This is a genomic window from Polaromonas hydrogenivorans, from assembly GCF_040105105.1.
Classification (GTDB): domain Bacteria; phylum Pseudomonadota; class Gammaproteobacteria; order Burkholderiales; family Burkholderiaceae_C; genus Polaromonas; species Polaromonas hydrogenivorans.
In genome coordinates this window covers 224,647-245,130 of the sequence record NZ_CP157675.1, presented here as the reverse complement: position 1 = coordinate 245,130, position 20,484 = coordinate 224,647, and the positions used below count along the sequence as shown (strand labels likewise).

The following is a 20,484-nucleotide window of genomic DNA, read 5'->3' as shown; positions in this document are numbered from 1 at the left end:
CTGCCTGACGGGAAGCGGCCTTAATAACGGTAGGGATTATTGGGGCGGCGGTCGTCGCGGTTGCGCACGCCGTCGCCATCGCGGTCGCCCTGGCCCCGGTGCGGTCCGCCATAGTGACCTTGGGGCGGGCCGTTGTCATAAGGGACCGGGTAGGCGACACAACCGGTCAGGCTGGTCAGCACCAGCACGATTGCTGCGAGTATTTTCATGAGTTGCTCCTGGTAATCCACAGGGCTTGCCTGCGACAAGACGCTGTTGCCGGCAGCTTCGCAAACTTTTCTGCTGAGTCATTTCATCCGAAACACATGCCTGCCGGGTGTCTGCAATACGCATGAATCGTTAAGCTCGATACGACATGTAAGCCTGGGCAGTGAGCCTGAGCGCGAATTACGGCCCATTCTGGTTCAAAAATACGGCGTTTCGCGCTGCGTCTGCGCTCAAACCGCCACTATGCTTGCGGCCCATGCCAGCCAATTTATATGCCCTGGGCGCCATCGCGCTGTGGATCACCCTTGCCGCCCTCGGCGTGTCGCTCAGGCACATTCCGCCTTTTTTGCTGACCGGCATTGCCCTGCTCATGGGCAGCCTGCTGGCGCTGCCGGCCGTGCTGCAAGACCGCAAGGCCTGGAGCGTTCCCGCCAAAACCCTCGCGCTGGGCGTTTACGGCCTGTTCGGATTCCATTTTTTGCTGTTCATCGCCCTGCGCCATGCACCGCCGGTCGAGGCCAACCTGGTCAACTACCTGTGGCCGCTGTTCATGGTGGTGCTGGCGCCGCTGTTTCTGGCCGGGCTCAGGCTGCGCGCCGTGCATGTGGCGGCGGCGCTGCTGGGATTTGCCGGAGCGGCCATCGCCATCCTGAGCGCCAGCAACAACGCCACGGGTGCCGTGGGCTGGTCGTGGGGTTTTGTGCCGGCGCTGGCGTCGGCCTTCATCTGGGCCAGCTATTCGCTGCTGACCCAGCGCGTCAAACCGTTCCCGACGGCGGCCATCGGCCTGTTCGGGCTGGTGTCAGGCCTGCTGTCGCTGCTGTGCCACTGGGCGCTGGAGCCGCAGGCCGGGCTGTCGGCGCGCGACTGGTTGCTGCTGGCCGTGATGGGCTGGGGACCGCTGGGCGCCGCATTTTTCCTCTGGGACAAAGCGCTCAAGCTCGGCGATGCCCGGCAGATCGGCATCCTGAGCTACATCACGCCGCTGGGCTCCACCGCCCTGCTGATGCTGGTGAGCGGCCGCCCCTTGAGCTGGAACATTGGCCTGGCGGCCGTGATGATCATTGGTGCGGCGGTGCTGGGCACACGGGTGAAATAACAAGGGCAAGGCCTGGGGCGCGCAATTTTCAAGCTTTTTAGGGCCTTTGCGCTTATCCAGCATGCGTAAGCAGCTACTTTTTTAATAGCAATCGACAACCCTGAATGTGCCGCCGCACCGCGTCTAAAGCAAGGCCGCCGGATTTTCGCTTTGCAGCACTTCCTGCGCCCACAGCTTGAGTTTGCCGGTATCCGCCCGCAAGATTTGCTGCTTGACGGCCAGAATCTGCGACGGATGCATTGAAAAGCTGCGCAGCCCCAGCCCGAGCAGCAGCCGCGTCATGCTGACGTCTCCGGCCATCTCGCCGCAGACGCTGACGCCCTTTTTCTGGGCATTGCATTCGGCAATCGTGTCGGCGATCAGGCGCAGCACCGCCGGATGGCAGGGGTCGTAGAGGTGCGCGACCGACTCGTCCGAGCGGTCGATGGCCAGCGTGTACTGCGTCAGGTCGTTGGTGCCGATGGACAAAAAATCAAAATACTTGAGGAACACCGGCACCGTCAGCGCCGCCGCCGGAACCTCGATCATGGCGCCCAGACGCACCGGGCCATAGACAAAGCCACGGGCATCGAGTTGTGCGCGCGCCTGGTTGATCAGGTCCAGCGTCTGGCGGATTTCGCTGGCGTGGGCCAGCATGGGCACCAGCAGGTTGACCTGGCCATGGGCGGCGGCGCGCAGGATGGCGCGCAGCTGCGTCAGGAACATCGGCGGGTCGGCCAGGCTCCAGCGAATGGCGCGCAAGCCCAGCGCCGGGTTCAGATGCCCATCCTGCGCCTTGGCGGTGGGCCGGTCCAGCGGCTTGTCCGATCCGATATCGACGGTGCGGATGGTCACCGGCATGCCCTGCATGCCTTCGATGGCCTTGCGGTAGGCCAGGTACTGCTCGTTCTCGTCGGGCAGCTTGCCGGCCCGGCCCATGAACAGAAATTCGCTGCGAAACAGCCCCACGCCCACGGCTCCGGCCTCGACCGCGCCCAGCGTGTCGTCGGGCATTTCGATATTGGCCAGCAGCTCGATGCGCTGCCTGTCCATCGTCAGCGCCGGGGTGTGGCGCAGGCGGTTCAGCCGCAGCCGCTCCAGTTCGCCCTGGCGCTGCTTGAAACCGTATTCGGCCAGGATGATGGGCGATGGATCGACGATCAGCACGCCGGCATCGCCGTCGATGATGACCCAGTCATCCTGCTTGATCAGCTGGCTGGCGCTGCGCGCGCCGACCACCGCCGGAATGTCCATGCTGCGCGCCACGATGGCCGTGTGCGAGGTCTTGCCGCCCACGTCGGTGGCAAAGCCGGCAAACAGGCTCTGCTTGAACTGCAGCATGTCGGCCGGTGAAATATCGTGCGCCACCAGCACCAGCGGCACATCCAGGGTGTCGTCGAGCAGCAGATCCTGCTGCGACTGCTTGCGGCTGCTGCCGGCCCGCACCGCGCCTTGCCGGGCCGCCTGCAGCGGTGAGGCGGCGCCCTTCATGTGGCACAGCACGCGCTCCACGACCTGCTCCAGGTCGGCCTTGCGCTCGCGCAGGTAGGGGTCTTCCATTTCGTCAAACTGGCGCGCAATGAGTTCGTACTGCGTTGTCAGCGCCCATTCGGCGTTGTAGTAGCGCTCGGTGATCCAGTGCTTCACGCCGCCGATGAGCATTTCGTCCTGCAGCAGCATCAGGTGAACATCCAGCAAGGCCGCGATTTCGTGCGGCGCGTCCCTGGGCAGGTCATGCTGCAGCCGCGTGATTTCATCCATGACCGCATTGCGCGACAGCCTGACGCGCGCAATCTCGTCCTCGGTGGTGGCGGGATCGACAAAATAATGGCTGACATCCGCCCGGCTGGAGGCCACCAGCACCGCGCGGCCAATGGCAACACCGCGCGAGACCGCCAGACCGTGGACCGAGAACGTCATTTAGTTATCCCGAGAAAGAACCGACCAGCACAACAGCACGCGAAGCGAGAAGCGTGGTGGCGATGGAAGTGAGCGCAGCAGTTTTATGCAAGTCAGGGCCGCAGAACCGGCTTTGCCGGGCTGCAGGCGCAGCGGCCACCCCGGGGGGCAGGGAGCTACACGCAGTGAGCGACCGTGGGGGCATCATTCCCCTTCCCCGAACTTGTCGGCAACCAGCGCCAGCAAGGCGTCCATGGCCGCCTGTTCATCGGTGCCATCGGTTTCGATTTCAACGCTGCTGCCGATGCCGGCGGCCAGCATCATCACGCCCATGATGCTTTTGGCGTTGACGCGGCGCTCGCCCTTGCTCATCCAGACTTCGCTGCGAAAGCTGCCGGCGAGCTTGGTGAATTTGGCCGAAGCTCTGGCGTGCAGGCCCAGCTTATTGCTGATGGTGGTCCGGGTCTTGATCATTTTCTCTTCGTATTTGATTTTGGGGTGCGGTGACGGCCACCTGCATCACGCCCTGGCTGGCGCCCGCCAGCGCACGCGCCACCAGCACATCGAGCGACTCGTTGCGGTAACTCACCGCACGCAGCAGCATGGGCAAATTCATGCCGGTGACCAGTTTGGTCGCCACGCCGTCGGCCAGTTGCTGCGCCACATTGCAGGGCGTCGCCCCGAAGATATCGGTCAGAACCAGGGTCTGCGGGGTGTCGAGCTGCTTGAGCAGAAGGCTGGCCTGGGCCAGCGTTTCCTCGGGCGGCATGCTGGGCAGGACATCGAGCGCCGCCATGCCGGCGGGATGGTCGGGAAAGACATGCTGCACGCACTGGAGGAAAGCCGAGGCCAGCGGTGCATGGGCGATGATGAGAATGCCGTTCATTGCGCTGAATTATCGGCGTTCACACTGATGAAGTAGCTATATGCGGCGATAGAGCAACATAAAAAAACCGTCATGGCCGCCTGAAAGCTGGCGACCTGCGCCAGGCCAAGGGCGGAAAAAGCGTCAACCAGCAAACCAAGGCCCCACTGCGCGACAAATACCCCGGCAAAAATGACCAGATTAAAGGCCGACAGCGCACGCCCGGCCAGCGCGGCTCTGAACGACATGCCGACGGCCGGCTGGGCCAGCCCCATGACACTCGATGTGACGCAAAACAGCGCCCAACCCGGCCAGCCGGTGGCGCTGCCGGCAAGAATGTTGCAGGCCAGCACCGCCAGGCTGAGCGGCACGCCCCAGGCAATCAGGCGGGTGGCCGACCAGCCGTTGCGGGCCAGGCAGGGGTTGACCAGGCCCCAGCTCCAGAAGGTCACCAGCATGCTGGCGTTGATCCAGAACAGGCCGGTGGCCGACTCCAGCGGCGTGTCGCCGGCGACCCTGACCATCCACGGACCGGCCCACAGCGTCTGAATCGCCACCATGCCGCCGTAGTTGAAAAAAGCCAGCGGGGCCATTTTGCGGAAATAGCGGCTGCGCCAGATCGGTGCATAACCGGCCTCGTGCGGCAGCGCAGGCGTTGAGGGCGACGCGGCGGGCGCCACCCGCCAGCGCGGAACGAGCCAGGCAATGGCGGCCATCGACAGCACGATCAGCGCCGCCAGACACCAGAACAAGGCCCGCCAGCCGGTGAGCGGCATCAGCCACTGCACCGGCAGGGTCGAGGCCAGCATGCCGAGCGAGCCGGTCATCAGCATCCATGAATTGGCGCGCAGCAGCGTTGCCGTGTCAAACCAGCGCCGGTAACCCGTCAGCGCCGCCATCAGGCAGGCACCGACGCCCATGCCAAGCAGCACGCGCGCCACCAGCAACCCGGTAAAACTGCCGGCCGCTGAAAAGGCCAGGCAGCCCAGCACGGCCAGGCTCAGGAACCACAAGATGACGCGCTTGGGGCCATGGCGGTCCAGCCAATGGCCCAGCGGCAGCTGGACGGCGGCAAAACCCAGGAAATAGCCGCCCGCCAGCAGCCCCAGGCCCTGCGCCTGCAGCGAAAACTCCTGCGTCAGCACCGGCGCCAGCGTGGCGGTGATGGCGCGCAGCAGCGCCGAGCAGAAGTACGCAGCGGCAAAGGCCAGAAAAACGAGGGTGGCCGATTTGGCGTTCAGCCGATCCGGCAGGGCGATGGCTTCCTTTGGCGTCACGGCGTCATTCAAACTTCAGGCTGGAGAAAAAGGTGTCGGCCACCTCGGGCGCGATCCGAGGGGCATACATCACCACCTGGAAGACCTGCGAGCCCTGCGCGAAATAGGCGGCCTGCCCGCTCACGGCCGTGCCGTCGGCGCGCTGCCCCTGCGCCTGCACACGCGTGGCAGGCACCCCGGCCGATGCGCCCGGAATGGCCAGGGCAAGCGGCTGGCGGCTGCCAGGCGCGGCCTTCATGTTGGCCAGCGTCAGTTCTTGCCACAGCGCCAGCACCGATGCCGCCCTGGCGGCATCGCCGACATCCGCCACGGCGACGGCAAAAGTCGCGCCGCCCGCATCGCAGCCGAGCATGGCCAGCATCGTCGGCTGGCCGCCCAGTGGCACGACCTTTTGCGCCGTGTCGGGCTTGCAGGGCAGCAGCAGGTTCAGGCGCGTGCCTTCGGGATGCACGTCGCGCCAGTTGAAGGCCGGCGTGCAGGCGGCCAGCGCCAGCAGGACGGTCAAGAAGGTCAGGAATCGGGACATCTCGCGCACCAAGCCTTATGAATACTTGCAGGGAATCGGCAAGCCTTGCACTTTACAGGCTTGGAGCACCGCCTGCGCTTGCGGCCGGGCGCGCTGCCCGCCGATGGCCTGCGCCTGCCCATGAACTTCTTTGTGGTTTCAGTGCAAAACGCGTAAGATTCCAACGCGTAGGGCCAATCAAATCCTGGGAGCAATGCGGTCAACCACCCCGGCCTAAAGGCCGGAGCTTGAAGTCGAAAGACAAGCGAAGCCAGGTTGAAACAGGGAAAGCGGTATCCAGTCCGCTACGTTAGTAATGGGTCGTTCAGACGCACCAGCAAATGCTTCCTCAGTTTGCTGCTCTGCAAGGCTTTAATCATGCAGACCAAAGGTAAAGGGTCGAAGGTTTTAGTCGCTGCCCTCAAAAGCAGGAGCCGGTTGCTGACATTCCCGAGGGGACATACACCGCAAGGTGTGGGTCACAAGGTCTTTACGGACAGAGCCTCACGGCCCAGCCAGGTGGAAAGCCTGCACCTTACAACGGACTAAAAGAAAGGCAAGCGTGATTTAGGTAAGTCCAAGAGTAACGACTGCTGCGCAGTCGGCGCTCTACCTCCCCGGCCTGAAGGCCAAGGTTTCACGCGCAAACTGATGAACAGCCATGTGTACAAGCAGCTTGAGTTGACCGGTTCCTCAACCGTCGGTATTGAAGATGCGGTGAGCGCCGCCATTGCCAAGGCGCATGAGACGGTGCGCAACATCCAGTGGTTCACCATCACCGAGACCCGGGGCCATGTGGTCGATGGCAAGGTGGCGCACTGGCAGGTGTCCCTGAAAATCGGCTTCACGCTTGAATAATCGCCAGCGCACATCGGAAGCTTGCCATGTACCAACGAATCCTGCTGGCTTATGACGGCTCTGCCCCCGGACAGCAGGCCTTGCTCGACTGCCACGAAATTGCGCAGTGGAGCCATTCGGAGCTGACGCTCATCGCCGTGATGCAGTTGCCCCTGAGCACCCTCGGGCTCGATGGCGGCGTGTATGACGAAACGCTGCAGCAAGAAGAGAAAGACCGCTACCAGGCCATCCTCAATACCGGACTGCGCCAGCTGACCGATGCCGGGGTGAGCGCGCATGGCGAAGTGGTGATCGGGGATGCGGTCAGTGAAATCACACGCTGTGCCCGCCGGATCGGGGCCGACCTGATCGTGGTGGGCCACAAGCATCTGGACGGATGGGCGGCTCGCTGGTGGCGTGGCTCCGTCTCCAAGGCGCTGATCGAGCAGTCGCCCTGTAGCGTGCTGGTGGTCATCACGCACTGAAACGCACGGCCCGGGCACGGTTCGTTGACATGGACTTGTCCGGCATCCAAGGCATCCTCCTGGGTGACAAAGGCTTTATCCGCCTCATTCTCAAGGAAGACCTGGCCCGCCAAGGCATTGACTTATTCGTGCGCCAGCCCGCCCCCAAGGGCGACCGCATCAATGTCGCAATGTCGTACTGTCAGGCAAGTTTCTTCCGTACAAGACCCACTGAGGGTCTGTTCGAAGCATTTGGGTCCAGAGGCCGACGCCAATGGACACCGAGCCGGGCCAATTCAAGCGATTTAAAACGCCTTGGCAAAAGCAATCCGCCTCGTCCCGCCCTCATCCGTGAACAGGAGTTCATGGCGAAGGTCGGTGAAGTCGACGAGCAGCTCAGCCACCACAGGCCCGTTGATCCACCGCATGTGCAAGCAGCTGTCGTCGGTTGGCTCGACACTGAACGCGCCGTCGAACGCGGGATGCGCATTACGTAGCCGGATCAACTCGAGGAGCTGCTGTACGACTGGCCGCCCGAGTTCTGAATCGACCTCAGCGCTCACGTAACGGTGCCGGTTGATATCCCGACCCACGCGGGTACGCTCAAGCAAGTCCATGTCATTCCTGCCCGCCAGCAATCCGACGTAATAGACCTGCGGAATGCCCGGCATGAAGAACTGGATCGCGCGAGCCAACAGGTAGGCCGTGTCATCGCGGCCCATCGCGTCATAAAAAGTGCAATTGACCTGATAAAGGTCGAGGTTGGACGCAGCTGCGCCCGTTGCTTCGCGGCTCTGGCCGCCGCTGTTGATGTGGATGATTTCCACCAACCGGTCGAGCTCCTGGGGCGGCACCAGGCCGGGTCTGTTCACGCGATCAGACGGATCAGCGCCTATATCGATGATGCCGATCCCGTCGTGTGTGTCGAGTACCGTCAATGCGTTGGTCGGCCGCTGGGAAATCCATTGCTTGAGGTGCTTTCCTGTCTTGAAGAAAAACGCGTGGAGCACCAGGGGCGGCAGAGCGAAGTCGTACACCCAGTCAACGCGTTTGGCGATCTCGATCTGTTTGCGATAGTAGGAATGCACCTCGACCAGAACCTCAAGCCCCACCGAGCGGCACAGTGCAGCGAACTCGTCGATGAAACCGAAAGTCTCGGGCATCAAGAAGCAGCTGTCGCCCTGCTTCTTGATCGCATAGCCCACAGCGTCCAGTCGGATCATCTTCACACCGTTGGAAGCCAGTGCCTGCAAGATTGACTCAAGATAGCTGCGGCCTTGCGGATGCTGCACATCAATGTCCAGTTGCTTGGGCGTGAATGTTGTCCAGAGAATTTTTTTTTCGCCATTGGCCAGCGTCATGCAGGTGAAGGGCAAACCTGGACGCGGCCGATACACAGACATCAGATCTTCCTCGGTGGCGCCTTCAGGGAAAACAGCGTCAAAAGTCAGGAAAAGACCGTTGTAGGGCGACGCCGCGCCATGTTTTGAATAGTCGATGAACTGCGGGGAGTCTGACGACATGTGGTTGACGATCACATCGGCCATCACATCCATGTCCTGCGCCAGAGCCTTGATGTCGCTCCAGTCGCCCAGGGAGGGGTCCACGCGGGTGTGGTCTATGGGGTCGAACCCGGCATCCGCACCATGGATCGAGTAGAAGAACGGCAGGATATGAACAGCGCCGAAAACACCGGCCAGCGGGCCATTCAAAAGCGCACGTAGATCCTGGAGGGTTCCGCCGCTCAAGCGGTCGGCATAGGTGATGAGTTGGACTTCGTTTTTCATAAGGGAAATTTAGAGAATACCGATGCACGCACCCGTGCTGTCGAAAAGATGAAGGGCACCGCGAACAGCTCGCAATGAGATGGCGTCGCCGCTGCCCCAGGGGACGCAAGCCACTGCCAACTTGATGCACAGCGGCTGTGAAACGTCTGGCAGGCGGGCGTACAGCAAGGTCGTATCTCCCAGCCGCTCAACAAAATCAATGCGCGCGACCCAGCCTGCTTCGCCAGCCGGCACGACTTCGATCGACTCCGGGCGTATGCCGATTTGCGCGCAGCGCGACACGTCTAGGCTCCCAGGCACGCTGACAGGTAGCTCGCCGAGCCCCGGAACCTGCAGGATGTGCTCGTTGCCCCGCCGCCCAATCGTTGCGGGCAGCAGGTTCATCCGGGGTGAGCCCAAAAACTGCGCCACGAAACTGTTGACCGGATGCTGATACAGCTCCATCGGAGCGCCTACTTGCTCCACTATTCCGCGGTTGAAAACAGCAATGCGGTCGCCCATGGTCATTGCTTCCGTCTGATCATGCGTCACGTAAATCATGGTGCTGCCAAGTTCCTTGTGCAGCTTGGTGAGTTCGACCCGCATCTGCACGCGCAGACCCGCATCCAGATTGGACAGCGGCTCATCGAACAGGAAGACCTCGGGCTTGCGCACGATGGCGCGGCCGATGGCCACGCGTTGCCGTTGACCGCCTGAGAGTGCCTTGGGCGTGCGGTCCAGCAAATGCGTGATCTGCAGAATTTCCGCCGCGCGGCCGACTTGCTCTCGTATCTGGTTCTTCGACAGGCCCGCCATCTTCAGACTGAAGCCCATGTTTTCGGCCACGGTCATGTGCGGATACAGCGCATAACTTTGAAACACCATGGCCACACCCCGGTGCGGCGGGGGCAGATCGTTGGCAATGCGGTTGCCAATGCGCAACTCTCCTTCGGAGATGTCCTCCAACCCGGCAATCATTCTCATCATCGTGCTCTTGCCGCACCCGGATGGGCCAACGAACACCATGAACTCGCCATCGCGAACTTCCATGTCGATGCCATTGATGACGTCGACCGTGCCGCCATAGCGCTTGCGAATTCCGCGCAGTGTCACGCTAGCCATAAAAGAGCTCCTGTCTGGTTTTTCATGAATTTATTAACCTTTGATACCGCTGGAAATCGCACTTTTCACGAACCAGCGCTGGAATACGATGAACAACAGCAAGGTTGGCAGCGTAGCCATCGCGGCGAATGCCATCACATCGCCCCATTGGCGAGGAAATTGGCCAAAGAAAGTCTGCATGGCCAACGGCAAGGTCGCGAAAGTGTCACCGCGCACCACCATCACCGGCCACAGCAAGTCACCCCAGCGAGCAAGGAACTGCAACACCGTGACGGTGGCGATCACCGGCTTGGACAAGGGCATCACAATGCTCCAGTAAATCCGCCACCTCGAAGCCCCGTCCATCAGCGCTGCCTCCTCCAGATCCTTTGGTAGCGCAATGAAGAACTGGTAGAAGAGGTAAACGGAGAACGCATTCGCGATAAACGGAATCACCTGTACGTGGTAGCTATCGAGCCACCCTGTCACCACGCTATGGCCGTTGAACCAGGGGAGTTCGTTTACCAGCAGCAGCAGGGGCACGGCAACTGCCTCAAAGGGAATGATGATGAGCGCCACCACCATGGCGAGCAGGGTATCGCGTCCGCGAAATTGAAAGCGCGCAAGCGCATAGGCCAGCATGCTGTTCACAATCAACCCCAGCGCAACCGTCAAACTGACAGTGAGCACCGAATTGAAGAAGGCTAGCTTGAAGGGCGAGCGGTCGAACACATCATGGAAGTTCTGCAACGAGAGATCTCCATGGGGAACGAAAGCCATCAGGCTGCCCATGTCACCAAGCAGTTGAAGCTCATCGCCCTTGAAGGCGGAAACAAACATGAAGACCAGCGGCAGCAAAAAGAAAGCTACGAGCAGCGCATGCAGGGCGTATTGCGCCACCTTGGCCAGGAAGACACCGCGCTTTTGCGAGGGATTGCGGGTGGTATTCATTGCACAGCCCTTTCTTCGCGCAGCACGATACGCTGCACCAGTGACACGGTCAAAACGATTACGAAGAACACGACTGAGACCCCCGATGCGTAGCCAATCTTTCCGTTGCCAAAACCTTCGTGGACCATCAGCATCACCATGGTTCGGAAGCTGTCCACCGGGGCTGATGCACCGCTGGCCTGAATGATCTGCACCTGCGTGAAAAGCTGAAATGCCTGGATCGTCGTTGTCACCAGCACGAAAATCGTGGTGTTCTTCAGCATGGGGAGCGTAATGTAGCGAAACTGCTTCGATGGCGTGGCGCCATCGAGCTTGGCCGCCTCGTACAGGTCGCCCGAAATCGACTGCAAGCCCGCCAGGAAGACCAGCATCTGGAAGCCGACGCCCTGCCAGATGGACAGCACCATCACTGCCGGCATGACCAACGCCGGGTCGCGCAACCAGTCTTGAGGCCCTATCGCGCCAAAACTGAGCAGACCGACCAGACGGTTGATCACCCCTGCATCAGGGCTGTACAGCAGCGACCACACAACGGCGACCACCGCCATCGTGGTCGCCACCGGCATGAAATAGATGGTGCGAAAGAACCGCGTGCCGGCCAGCGCCTGGTTGACCAGCAATGCCAGGCCCAGTGCGGCCAAGGATTGCAATGGGGCCACCACGCCCACAAAAAGGAAGTTATTTCTCAGCGCCGCCCAAAAACTGTCGTCTTCAAAGAGGCGCATGTAATTGCGGACACCGACAAAGCTGGTTCCCAGCTCGTCGTTGCCGATCAATCGCTGGTCCGTGAAGGAAAAGACAAACGCCAGCGCGAATGGCAGGATCAAAAAGACGAACAACAGCACCAAGGCTGGCGCCGCGAAGAACCAGGGAGTGAGCTGGTAAGAGGTGAATCGTGGTGGTTTTACAGAAACTTGTCTGTCGATAAAAGTCATGGCTACAGCTTTCGGTCAAGGGCGCGCGGCACGCGCTTTCTCTATTTTTCGATCTATGTTGATCACCGCCTGGTTCAGTGTCTGCTGAGGGTCTGCACCGCGAGCGATGCGATTCACAGCATTTGAAAACTCGGCAGTGATGGCAGGGTAATCCGGTGAAGCCGGACGCACCTGAGCCTGGCCCGACATTAGCTGGTCGGCGTACAGGCGCAGCTCTCCGGTGGGCCCATAGTGCCGGCTAAATGCCATCGCGACGCCAGTGCCGGGTACCGCGCCGTTTACGTCCGTGACGCGCAGTACCTCGGCGCTGCTCATCAGGTGTTCAATAAAACGAATGGCGAGCTGGGGCTCCTTGCACGACGCCGCGATGCCGAAGTTCCACGACCCGGAGCCAACCACGGGCCGCACACCGAAGCGAGGCAGGGGCATCAGCACCAGGTTGTCTCCAAGCGCTTGCTTGTAGTCCTTGTAGACCCAATGCCCCACCCAAGACAGGGCCGAGCGACCTTCGATGAATGCGCGATCATCCTTCGGCATGACATCCACGTAACCGGCCTTGATCCAGCTCTGCAAGGCGCTCATGGCCTTGACGGCGCCCGGGCCGTTGAGCACACCCTGGGCACTGCGCATGCTGCGGCGCTCGATCAGGTCGCCGCCGAAGCCCTGAACAATCGGGGCAAGCCCATAAGTGAACCATTCTCCGACGCCATAGTTGAACTTCATGTCCAGCGGCGAAGGCACGCCAGCGTTCTTCAGCCGCTTGAGAACGTCTTCAAACTCTGTCAACGTCCAGCCGTCGCCCGCTCTGGCTGGAATTCGCACACCGGCGGCATTCAGCATGTTCCGATTTCCCCATAGCCCCAGACCTGAGTCGTATTGAGCCACGCTGTACAGCCGCCCATTGACCGTTCCCTGACGCACCAGCGACGTAAGCATCGAATTGCGAATCCTGGCCAGCGACTGCACGTTTTCCAGCGGCAGCAGGTGCCCCGCCGCGGCGTAGGCCGCGACATTGGGGCCATCGAACTCAAGCACACAAGGCAGCCGCCCGTCAGCCGCCGCCTTCGCCACCGCCTCGTTGTAGCCCACTTCAGGCACTGGAACCAGGACAGCCTGCGCCTTGCCGCCGAGATTGCGCCCTGCCTCGTTGAACGCCTTGATCGATGCCGTGTAGGCATCGCGCTCTGGACCCAGCCCGGCGTGAACCCAGACGTCCAGCGTCTGGCCCGCAACTGGCAGCGAACAGGCCAGCCCGATCGCTAGAAACGCCATGTGCGCACGCTGGGCTCTCACACCTGCGGTGAGTTCAAGGGGGTTTTCCATGGTGACTCCGGTGAAATGGTCCTGATGATGAACGGCTACGGTATCAACAGGATCACTTGATCGGGTAACCCTTGTTGTCCTCTATGTTCTGGTCGATCTTTTTGGAGGCGCGGTCGAGCTCCTTTTGGACGTCAGCGCCCGCCACAATGTTGTTTAACGCCTCGGCAAAGGCCGTGCTGATGGCCGGATAGGCCGGCGTTTCAGGGCGTACCAGCGCCACTCCCTGGCGAACCTGCTGTACATAAATGTGCAAGCCGCCCTTGACGCCGTAGTCCCTGCTCTGGGCCAGCGCTGAATTGGTTCCAGGCATTGCACCATTTGCCTCGGTCACGCGCAGGATCTCCGGGGTCGACATCAGATGGGCCAGCACCTTGGCTGCCGCCTTCGGATCTTTGCAGTCGGCCGAGATGCCGAAGTTCCATGAGCCAGCGCCAGTCACCGGCTTGGCGCCGAAGGCCGGCATGGGAATCAGCACCAAATCATCGCCGAGCGCCTTCTTGTAGTCCTTGACGGTCCAGTGGCCCACATAGGACAGCGCCGCCTTGCCCTTGATAAAGTCGCCGTCATCCTTGGTGGCAGGATTCACGTAACCCGCCTTGACCCAGCCCTGCAGCGTGGTCAGCGCTTTCACCGCGGCATCGCCATTGACCACCCCCTTGGAGGATTTAAATGTCTTGCGGTCGATCAGGTCTGCGCCAAAGCTCTGCACGATTGGCGAGAACCCATAGGTGAACCACTCTCCGACGCCATAGTTGAACTTCATGTCCAACGGAGTGGCTACGCCGCTGCTTTTGAGCTTCTTCAGCGCGTCCTCGAACTCGGCGAGCGTCCACGTCTCGGGCGCACTGCCAGGAATACGCACCCCCGCCTTTTCGAGCAACTTTTTGTTGCCCCAGATTCCCAAACCTGAGTCAAACTGGCCCAAGCTGTAGAGTTTTCCGCCGTAAGTTCCCTGGCGAAGCAGCGATGGAAGCAGGTCTGCTTTTACCGCGGCCAACTCCGGAAAAGCGTCCAGGGGGATGATCTTCTTCGTCCATGCGTAGTTGTAGACGTTGGGACCATCGAAGTCCAACAGGCAGGGCAGCTTGCGGGCAAGTGCAGCAGCACTCACCTGGTTGCTGTAGCTGCCTTCGGGCAACTTCACGAGGTCGAGCTTGATGTCCTTGTTCTGCGCGTTGAAGGCATCTGTCGCTGCGGAATAGGCAACCGCCTCAGGGCCTGGCCCGGCATGCACCCACATCGTCACCATGGTCTGAGCCTGCACCGGCATGGCGGTGGCGAGTGTTGCTGTCAGCGCAGCGATAAATCCCGAATATTTCTGCTTCATCTATGTCTCCTGATGGGGCCGTTTTCCGCGCCTATATCTGGTCACGGTCTTGAAGGTGGCGAGCACCTTGGGAGTGATTATTATTTAATGCAATCGATTGCATAACTAGGGTTTATACCAAGTTTCATTCGTTTTTTACACCGTTATTAATTTATTTGCCAATAGATATGTGCCATGTTCGGGTGCTATTGACATGGCAATAGGCTGCTGCCTATTTATTTCAGAATCCGGATTCTTGCAAACGAATGACAATGCGCTTGCTTTTGCTTGGGCGACAGGTTGGAAGGGCCTGTCAACCCGGATCCGGCCTCGTGCTGGACCGCACCACCAGCTCCACTGGCAGAACCCGGGGAACCACCACCACCCCATCGATAACGCAAAGCAGCGCATCCACCAGTTCAGCACCGGCCGCACCGATAGGCTGGCGTACCGTGGTCAAGGGGGGGTTGCAATGGCTGGCCCATTCGATGTCGTCATAACCCACCACACCCACCGCGTCCGGCACTGTCCGTCCGTGCAGATGAAGTACCTGACTCGCCGCCGAAGCCATGACGTCGCTGCAGGCGAACACGGCGTCAAAAGACACCCCCTGCTCGCACAGCCGGTTGATACCCGCACGTGCTTCATTGGCGTCAAAAGGCACGCACACCAGCAATTGCGGATCTGGCTGCAGGCCATACGTCGCAAGCGCCTCGACATAGCCCCGGTGGCGGTAGGTCACCTCGGCCAGTTGCGGGTCGCCAATGAACACGATGCGGCGGTATCCCCGCTCAAGCAGGTGCCGCGTTGCCATGGCACCGCCAGCCATGTTGTCGCCGCCCACCGTGCAATAGAGTTGCTGAGGAATCTGGGTGCCCCACACCACGATCGGCATGCGCTTTGCAGCCATCTGGTTCAGTTGGTCATGGTGCCGCCACTGCCCGATCAAGATGATGCCGATGGCCTTCCCCGAGTTGTACAAGTCTGCGGCGGAATCCAGGCTTTCAGCATCCACGCGCGACAGTAGCATGTCAAACCCGCGCTCGGTAAGGGCATCAGCCAGGCTGCCCACCATGGCCAGGAAAAAAGGATCCGAAATATGCTGGCGTGACCCCCTGTCATACGGAATCACAACCGCAATCGTGCGGTTCTGCTTGAGCCGCAGATTCTTGGCGCCGATATTGATGGAGTAGTTGAGCGAACGCGCAAGCTCTTCAATTCGCTCACGGGTGTCCTTGCTGATCAGCGCGCTGCCATTAAGTGCGCGCGATACCGTGGCCACGGAAACGCCTGCCAGCCGCGCAAGGTCGGCCATTTGCGGGCGCCCCTTCTCCGTGGCGTCATCCGCGGACCGTGAAGACGTCTTCTGGGTTCTTTTCATCTCCGCATTCTGCCTCCAGTAAGCGGCGTTGGAGACTAACCAGCGGCCATATCGGCTCTTGCTACGCGAGGAAAACGCCGACGAACCTGCTGCTCCGGGTTTTTCAGACACCGCACAGCCGACAAATTCCGCAGATTCGTTCTGCATCTGCTCTGGGACTAGGGATTCTACCAAGACGGATTCAAATCGCTTTGGATACATTAAAAGCGCTTTGAATAAACTTCAAAGCGCTTTTAATAGAAGAAGAGACGATATGAACTTGGCACCAACGAAGCTCTGACGCTTCTTCTACTAACTCAAACACCCACCTGTGAAACTGAACATGAACAATCTTTCGAAAACTGCCATCGCGCTAGCGGTCACGCTGGTGACTGCTAGCGCAGCGCATGCCGCCGAGTTCAACGCCAACCTCGAACTGGACAGCACTTACCTCAATAACAACCGGGGGCTATCGCAAAACGGGCGGGTCGAAGTAAACGCCATCGGTAAGGTAGGCAGCAACTATTTCGTGGCGGGCCGCGCCAGCTTGCTGGCCAAAAAGGACGGGACCGCCGCGACCGACGACATGTGGGTGCAGCTCGGCTCCAGCACGGCGGACCTGAAATTGGGCCGCTTCGAAGCGGCAGACCTGTTCCGCATTCCGCGCGATGTGCTCGTTCTCTACGCCACCGGAGATGGCATCTCCTCGGTGTACCGGGCCAATGTGCTGCGCGGGCGCACAGGCTCCGAGGTGTTCCAGGCCGCTGGCACGGTGAACCTGGGCTCGGGCCTGTCGTTTGAACTCGGAGCCGTCGAAACCCGGGCGACCGTCGACACGTTGCCCGGGGCAGCCTACGTCGCCCCGAAAGGCCTGCGTCCAGTTTTGAGCTATGAACAAGGCCCTTGGTTATTGCGCGCGGGCCTGGAGTCCATCAAGTACAACGTCGGTGGCAAAACCCGTACAGGCTTCGGCTTCACGGGCAGCTACAACTTCAGCAACTTCACCTTGGTGGGCAACGCCGCAGCCAACAAGGATGCCAGCGGCAACAAGCAGACCAGCTATGCACTCATTGGCGACACCAATTTCGGTCTGGGTGGCGGCCTGATCTTCGGCAACACCAAGCTGCCGGCAGGGGGCTACAAGGTCACCACCGCCTATGCCGCTTACACCTTCCCCTTGTTCGACATCAAGGGCGCCACAGTGACTCCAGCCGTCTCGTTCTCAAAGGCCGGCGGAGTGAACCGTTCCAACGACGAGACCGGCGTCAGGGTCCGTGTCAACTACACCTTCTGAACCGTCCCAAGAACTTCAGATGTACTCAGGGCCGGACTTGTCCGGCCTTTTTTCGCCATTGCCAGCGTCGCGGGTCTTCTGTCACCACCGGCCCAGCGCCCTCAATGCTCGCTGATCGGTCCGTCCGACGAGCCAGCGGCGATTCGAGGAGACCACAGCGTCTGCAATTCCTGCACAGGCTGGCCGGCGAGAACCCCAAACATCAATTCCGCGAGCTGGACGCCCACGTCATACGACGTGGGCTGCTCAATCGACGTGACCTGCACCGAGGTTACGACGGAATCAACAGGTACGCCGTCATAGACGATGAGGGAAAGCTGGCGCCCGATCTCCAGGCCCGCATCCAATGCACAGCGCAGGACACCCACACCACACAAATTATTGTCAACGATCACTGCGGTCGGACCTTCGGCGCGGTCGAGCAGCTTCTTCATCGCCTCGTAACCACCGCGACGCCCGAACCCCGCCGGAACTACAAGACCTGGATCCACGGGCAGGCCCGCGGCATGCATGGCATCCAGGTAGCCCTGGTAGCGTTGGTAGGCGAAGTGCAGTTCCAAAGGCGCATGCATGTAGGCAATCCGCCGATGGCCAAATCCTTGTAACCGCCGGACCGCCAGAGAGCTACCGAGGGCATTATCGAAGTCGAACCAAGCATACGAGTCAGGCGTGTCCGTGCGGCCATAGGCCACGAACGGCGCACCGCATTCCAGGAGGTAGTCAAGCCGGGGATCGACACGGCGCGTGTGGTGGACAATGAACCCATCGACACGGCGTCCCTGCAACAAGCGCTTGTATGTGGCAACCTCTTCTTTCTGGCGCGCTGAAGCGATCAGCAAGTCGATGCCAGCTTTGGAAAACCGTTCAGTCAGCCCATTCACCACCTCCAGAAATCGGGGGTCATCCAGATGGCCGGCTCCGGTGGGGTGAACGATGCCAATGGCGTCCACGGCACCTCGCGCAAGGCGTCGCGCCGTCACGTTCGGCTCGTATCCCACTTCCTTTGCTGCCTCGATGACGCGCTCCCGGGTGCGCTCACTAACCTCGGGATATCCATTCAAGGCTCGACTTACCGTAGTCGGAGAAAGGCCCAAGCGAGCAGAAAGCTGTTTGAGGTCCATATGTCTTGGGGTTCAATTTAGTAGCGCGTGAGAATACCATTGTGTGTCAAGTATGGGCGAACCACGCGCAGGCATGCCGGATGAGGGCTGGTATGGGTCACCAATCCAGGCGAAACACCGCGCAGTGATAAACGGCACGCAAGTGAATGCAGTGCCGTTTGAACCATTTGGGTCAAAATGGCTGGATGAATTCACTCGATGGCATCCGCATTCTCGATTTGTCCCGCGTGCTCGCGGGCCCGTGGTGTACCCAGACGCTGGCCGACCTGGGGGCCGACGTCATCAAGATCGAACGCCCCGGCAGCGGCGACGACACCCGCACCTGGGGGCCGCCGTTCCTGACGGACGACGAAGGCGCGGAGACGCACGAAGCCGCCTACTACCTGGGCGCCAACCGCAACAAGCGCTCGGTCACCTGCGACATCGCCAAACCCGACGGCCAGGCGCTGATCCGCGAGTTGGCCCGGCATTGCGATGTGTTCGTCGAGAACTTCAAGGTCGGCGACATGGCGCGCTACGGCCTGGACTACGCTTCGCTTAAAAGCCTGAACCCGCGCCTGGTGTACTGCTCGGTCACCGGCTTTGGGCAAAACGGCCCGTATGCCGAACGCGCCGGCTACGACTACGCCATCCAGGGCATGGGCGGGCTGATGAGCGTGACCGGCGAGCGCGACGACCTGGGCGGCGGCCCGCAAAAAGTCGGCGTCGCCGTGGCCGACCTGATGACCGGCATGTATGCCACCGTCGGCATCCTGGCCGCCCTGCGCCATGCCGAAAAAACCGGCGTTGGCCAGCTGGTGGACCTGGCGCTGCTCGACACGCAGGTCGCCATGCTGGCCAACCTCGGCGCCAACTACCTGGTCAGCGGCAAGGTGCCGCAGCGCGTCGGCAATGCGCACATGAACATCGTGCCCTACCAGGTGTTCGAGGTCGCGCCTGCGCTTGATGGCAGCAAGGACCACCTGATCCTGGCGGTCGGCAACGACGCGCAGTACGTGAAGTTCTGCGCCATCGCGGGGATTCCCGAACTCGGCGTGAACCCGCTATTTGCCAAGAACCGCGACCGCGTGCACAACCGCGCCCAGCTGGTGCCGATTCTGGAAAGCGTCATGAAACTGCGCGGCAAGGCCGACTGGCTGGCCGCGCTGGAAGCGGCCAAGGTGCCGTGCGGCGCCATCAACAACCTGGCCGAGGTTTTTGCCGACCCGCAGATCGAAGCGCGCGACATGGTCACCCACTGGCAGCATCCGTTCAAGAACGACCTGCCGCTGGTGGCCAGCCCGATCAAGCTCAGCGCCACGCCGGTGCGCACGCCGGGCCAGGGCGGCCTGCCACCGCCGCTGCTGGGCCAGCATACCGAAGAAGTCCTGCGCGAGCTGCTGGACTACTCCGATGCGCAACTGCTCCAACTCAAAACCGCGCAGGTGATCTGATGGCCAATTTTGTACTGGTGCATGGCGCCTGGCACGGCGGCTGGTGCTGGCAACGCGTGACGGCGGCGCTGCAGCGCGGCGGCCATCGCGTGCATGCGGTCACGCTGACCGGCCTGGGCGAGCGCGCCCACCTGCTGTCGCCCGCCATCACGCTCGACACCCACATCGACGACGTGATCAAGCTCATCGAGGCGGAAGAGCTGAGCGATGTCGTGTTGGCCGTGCATTCCTACGCCGGCATGATCGGCACGGCGGTGGCCGACCGGCTGGGCCAGCGCCTGAAGCACCTGGTGTATGTCGATGCGGTCGTTCCCAAGCCCGGCGAAAGCTGGAGCAGCACGCAGTCCAGCACCACGCAGCAGCAACGCCTGGCCGCGGCGCAGGCGTCAGCGCATTTCAGCTTTCCGCCGCCCGACCCGGAGGTGTATGGCCTCAAGGATGACGACCGCGAATGGGTCGGGCGCCGCCAGACGCCGCACCCCGGCAACACCTACCAGGCGCCGCTGGACTTTGACGTGCAGCGCGTGGCCGCCGTGCCGCGCACCTTCGTCAGCTGCACCGAGCCGGCGCTGGCGACGATTGCGCCCAGCCGGCTGCGCGCCAAAGACCCGAAATTCTGGGACGGCGCCTGGCGGCCGGGCGCCAGCGTCATCGAACTCAAGACCGGCCACGACCCGATGATCAGCGAGCCTGCGGCGCTGGCGCGGATTCTGCTGGGCTGCGGTGCGTAGGCCCTTCGCGGCATGGCACAACTTGATTTAA

20 protein-coding genes are annotated in these 20,484 nt (G+C 61.3%); 6 read left to right on the top strand and 14 right to left on the bottom strand.

The features are described 5' to 3' along the window. Window positions 1-20: 20 nt before the first annotated feature. Window positions 21-209 carry a hypothetical protein gene (locus ABLV49_RS01230; RefSeq protein ID WP_011799674.1) on the bottom strand — a complete coding sequence of 63 codons (189 nt, stop codon included), beginning with the start codon at window positions 207-209 and terminating at the stop codon, window positions 21-23. Between the two features lie 254 nt (window positions 210-463). Between ABLV49_RS01230 and ABLV49_RS01225 the strand changes: the two genes are divergently transcribed. After that, window positions 464-1,306 (top strand): DMT family transporter, encoded by an 843-nt coding sequence (locus tag ABLV49_RS01225; RefSeq protein ID WP_349279860.1) that lies wholly within the window; start codon window positions 464-466, stop codon window positions 1,304-1,306. Window positions 1,307-1,429: 123 nt separating this feature from the next. Here ABLV49_RS01225 and ptsP read toward each other — a convergent pair whose 3' ends face one another. The 5 genes from ptsP to ABLV49_RS01200 all read right to left on the bottom strand — a co-directional run bounded on the left by ptsP (window position 1,430) and on the right by ABLV49_RS01200 (window position 5,852). Then, window positions 1,430-3,205: a phosphoenolpyruvate--protein phosphotransferase gene (gene ptsP / locus ABLV49_RS01220; RefSeq protein ID WP_349279859.1), complete on the bottom strand. Its 1,776-nt coding sequence runs from the start codon at window positions 3,203-3,205 to the stop codon at window positions 1,430-1,432. 183 nt (window positions 3,206-3,388) lie between these two features. Continuing rightward, window positions 3,389-3,658, bottom strand: coding sequence for an HPr family phosphocarrier protein (locus tag ABLV49_RS01215; protein ID WP_349279858.1), 270 nt, complete (start codon window positions 3,656-3,658; stop codon window positions 3,389-3,391). After that, window positions 3,627-4,070 (bottom strand): PTS sugar transporter subunit IIA, encoded by a 444-nt coding sequence (locus ABLV49_RS01210; protein ID WP_349279857.1) that lies wholly within the window; start codon window positions 4,068-4,070, stop codon window positions 3,627-3,629. The genes ABLV49_RS01215 and ABLV49_RS01210 overlap by 32 nt, the downstream gene beginning before the upstream one ends. Then, a complete protein-coding gene (locus ABLV49_RS01205) occupies window positions 4,067-5,326 on the bottom strand; it encodes an MFS transporter (protein WP_349279856.1) in 1,260 nt (419 codons plus the stop codon). Before ABLV49_RS01205 ends, ABLV49_RS01210 begins: the two co-directional genes overlap by 4 nt. Before the next feature lie 4 nt (window positions 5,327-5,330). After that, the gene (locus ABLV49_RS01200) at window positions 5,331-5,852 is read right to left on the bottom strand and encodes a hypothetical protein (protein ID WP_349279855.1); all 522 of its coding nucleotides are present in this window, start codon (window positions 5,850-5,852) and stop codon (window positions 5,331-5,333) included. Window positions 5,853-6,482: 630 nt separating this feature from the next. Between ABLV49_RS01200 and ABLV49_RS01195 the strand changes: the two genes are divergently transcribed. Next, a complete protein-coding gene (locus tag ABLV49_RS01195; RefSeq protein ID WP_349279854.1) occupies window positions 6,483-6,689 on the top strand; it encodes a dodecin in 207 nt (68 codons plus the stop codon). Window positions 6,690-6,715: 26 nt separating this feature from the next. Next, the gene (locus ABLV49_RS01190) at window positions 6,716-7,153 is read left to right on the top strand and encodes a universal stress protein (RefSeq protein WP_349279853.1); all 438 of its coding nucleotides are present in this window, start codon (window positions 6,716-6,718) and stop codon (window positions 7,151-7,153) included. 284 nt (window positions 7,154-7,437) lie between these two features. On the opposite strand, the gene gtfA is transcribed toward ABLV49_RS01190, so the two are convergent. From gtfA to ABLV49_RS01155, 7 genes are all read right to left on the bottom strand, one after another. Next, complete coding sequence (gtfA, locus tag ABLV49_RS01185) at window positions 7,438-8,919, bottom strand: sucrose phosphorylase (RefSeq protein ID WP_349279852.1); 1,482 nt, start codon at window positions 8,917-8,919, stop codon at window positions 7,438-7,440. Window positions 8,920-8,928: 9 nt separating this feature from the next. Continuing rightward, window positions 8,929-10,020, bottom strand: a complete 1,092-nt coding sequence (locus ABLV49_RS01180) for an ABC transporter ATP-binding protein (protein ID WP_349279851.1) — start codon at window positions 10,018-10,020, stop codon at window positions 8,929-8,931. Between the two features lie 33 nt (window positions 10,021-10,053). Beyond that, a complete protein-coding gene (locus ABLV49_RS01175) occupies window positions 10,054-10,950 on the bottom strand; it encodes a carbohydrate ABC transporter permease (protein WP_349279850.1) in 897 nt (298 codons plus the stop codon). After that, window positions 10,947-11,885, bottom strand: coding sequence for a carbohydrate ABC transporter permease (locus tag ABLV49_RS01170; protein ID WP_349279849.1), 939 nt, complete (start codon window positions 11,883-11,885; stop codon window positions 10,947-10,949). Before ABLV49_RS01170 ends, ABLV49_RS01175 begins: the two co-directional genes overlap by 4 nt. Window positions 11,886-11,900: 15 nt before the next feature. Further along, window positions 11,901-13,208 carry a sugar ABC transporter substrate-binding protein gene (locus ABLV49_RS01165; RefSeq protein WP_349279848.1) on the bottom strand — a complete coding sequence of 436 codons (1,308 nt, stop codon included), beginning with the start codon at window positions 13,206-13,208 and terminating at the stop codon, window positions 11,901-11,903. Between the two features lie 52 nt (window positions 13,209-13,260). After that, window positions 13,261-14,535, bottom strand: a complete 1,275-nt coding sequence (locus tag ABLV49_RS01160; protein ID WP_349279847.1) for an ABC transporter substrate-binding protein — start codon at window positions 14,533-14,535, stop codon at window positions 13,261-13,263. Window positions 14,536-14,827: 292 nt separating this feature from the next. Next, window positions 14,828-16,042: a LacI family DNA-binding transcriptional regulator gene (locus tag ABLV49_RS01155; RefSeq protein ID WP_349279846.1), complete on the bottom strand. Its 1,215-nt coding sequence runs from the start codon at window positions 16,040-16,042 to the stop codon at window positions 14,828-14,830. Between the two features lie 175 nt (window positions 16,043-16,217). Between ABLV49_RS01155 and ABLV49_RS01150 the strand changes: the two genes are divergently transcribed. Continuing rightward, complete coding sequence (locus ABLV49_RS01150; protein ID WP_349279845.1) at window positions 16,218-17,168, top strand: carbohydrate porin; 951 nt, start codon at window positions 16,218-16,220, stop codon at window positions 17,166-17,168. 101 nt (window positions 17,169-17,269) lie between these two features. On the opposite strand, the gene ABLV49_RS01145 is transcribed toward ABLV49_RS01150, so the two are convergent. Further along, entirely contained in the window at window positions 17,270-18,289 is a 1,020-nt protein-coding gene (locus tag ABLV49_RS01145; protein WP_349279844.1) for a substrate-binding domain-containing protein, read from the bottom strand. 185 nt (window positions 18,290-18,474) lie between these two features. Between ABLV49_RS01145 and ABLV49_RS01140 the strand changes: the two genes are divergently transcribed. Continuing rightward, window positions 18,475-19,722 (top strand): CaiB/BaiF CoA transferase family protein, encoded by a 1,248-nt coding sequence (locus ABLV49_RS01140; protein ID WP_349279843.1) that lies wholly within the window; start codon window positions 18,475-18,477, stop codon window positions 19,720-19,722. Further along, window positions 19,722-20,453 carry an alpha/beta fold hydrolase gene (locus ABLV49_RS01135; RefSeq protein WP_349279842.1) on the top strand — a complete coding sequence of 244 codons (732 nt, stop codon included), beginning with the start codon at window positions 19,722-19,724 and terminating at the stop codon, window positions 20,451-20,453. Before ABLV49_RS01140 ends, ABLV49_RS01135 begins: the two co-directional genes overlap by 1 nt. Window positions 20,454-20,484 lie beyond the last annotated feature (31 nt).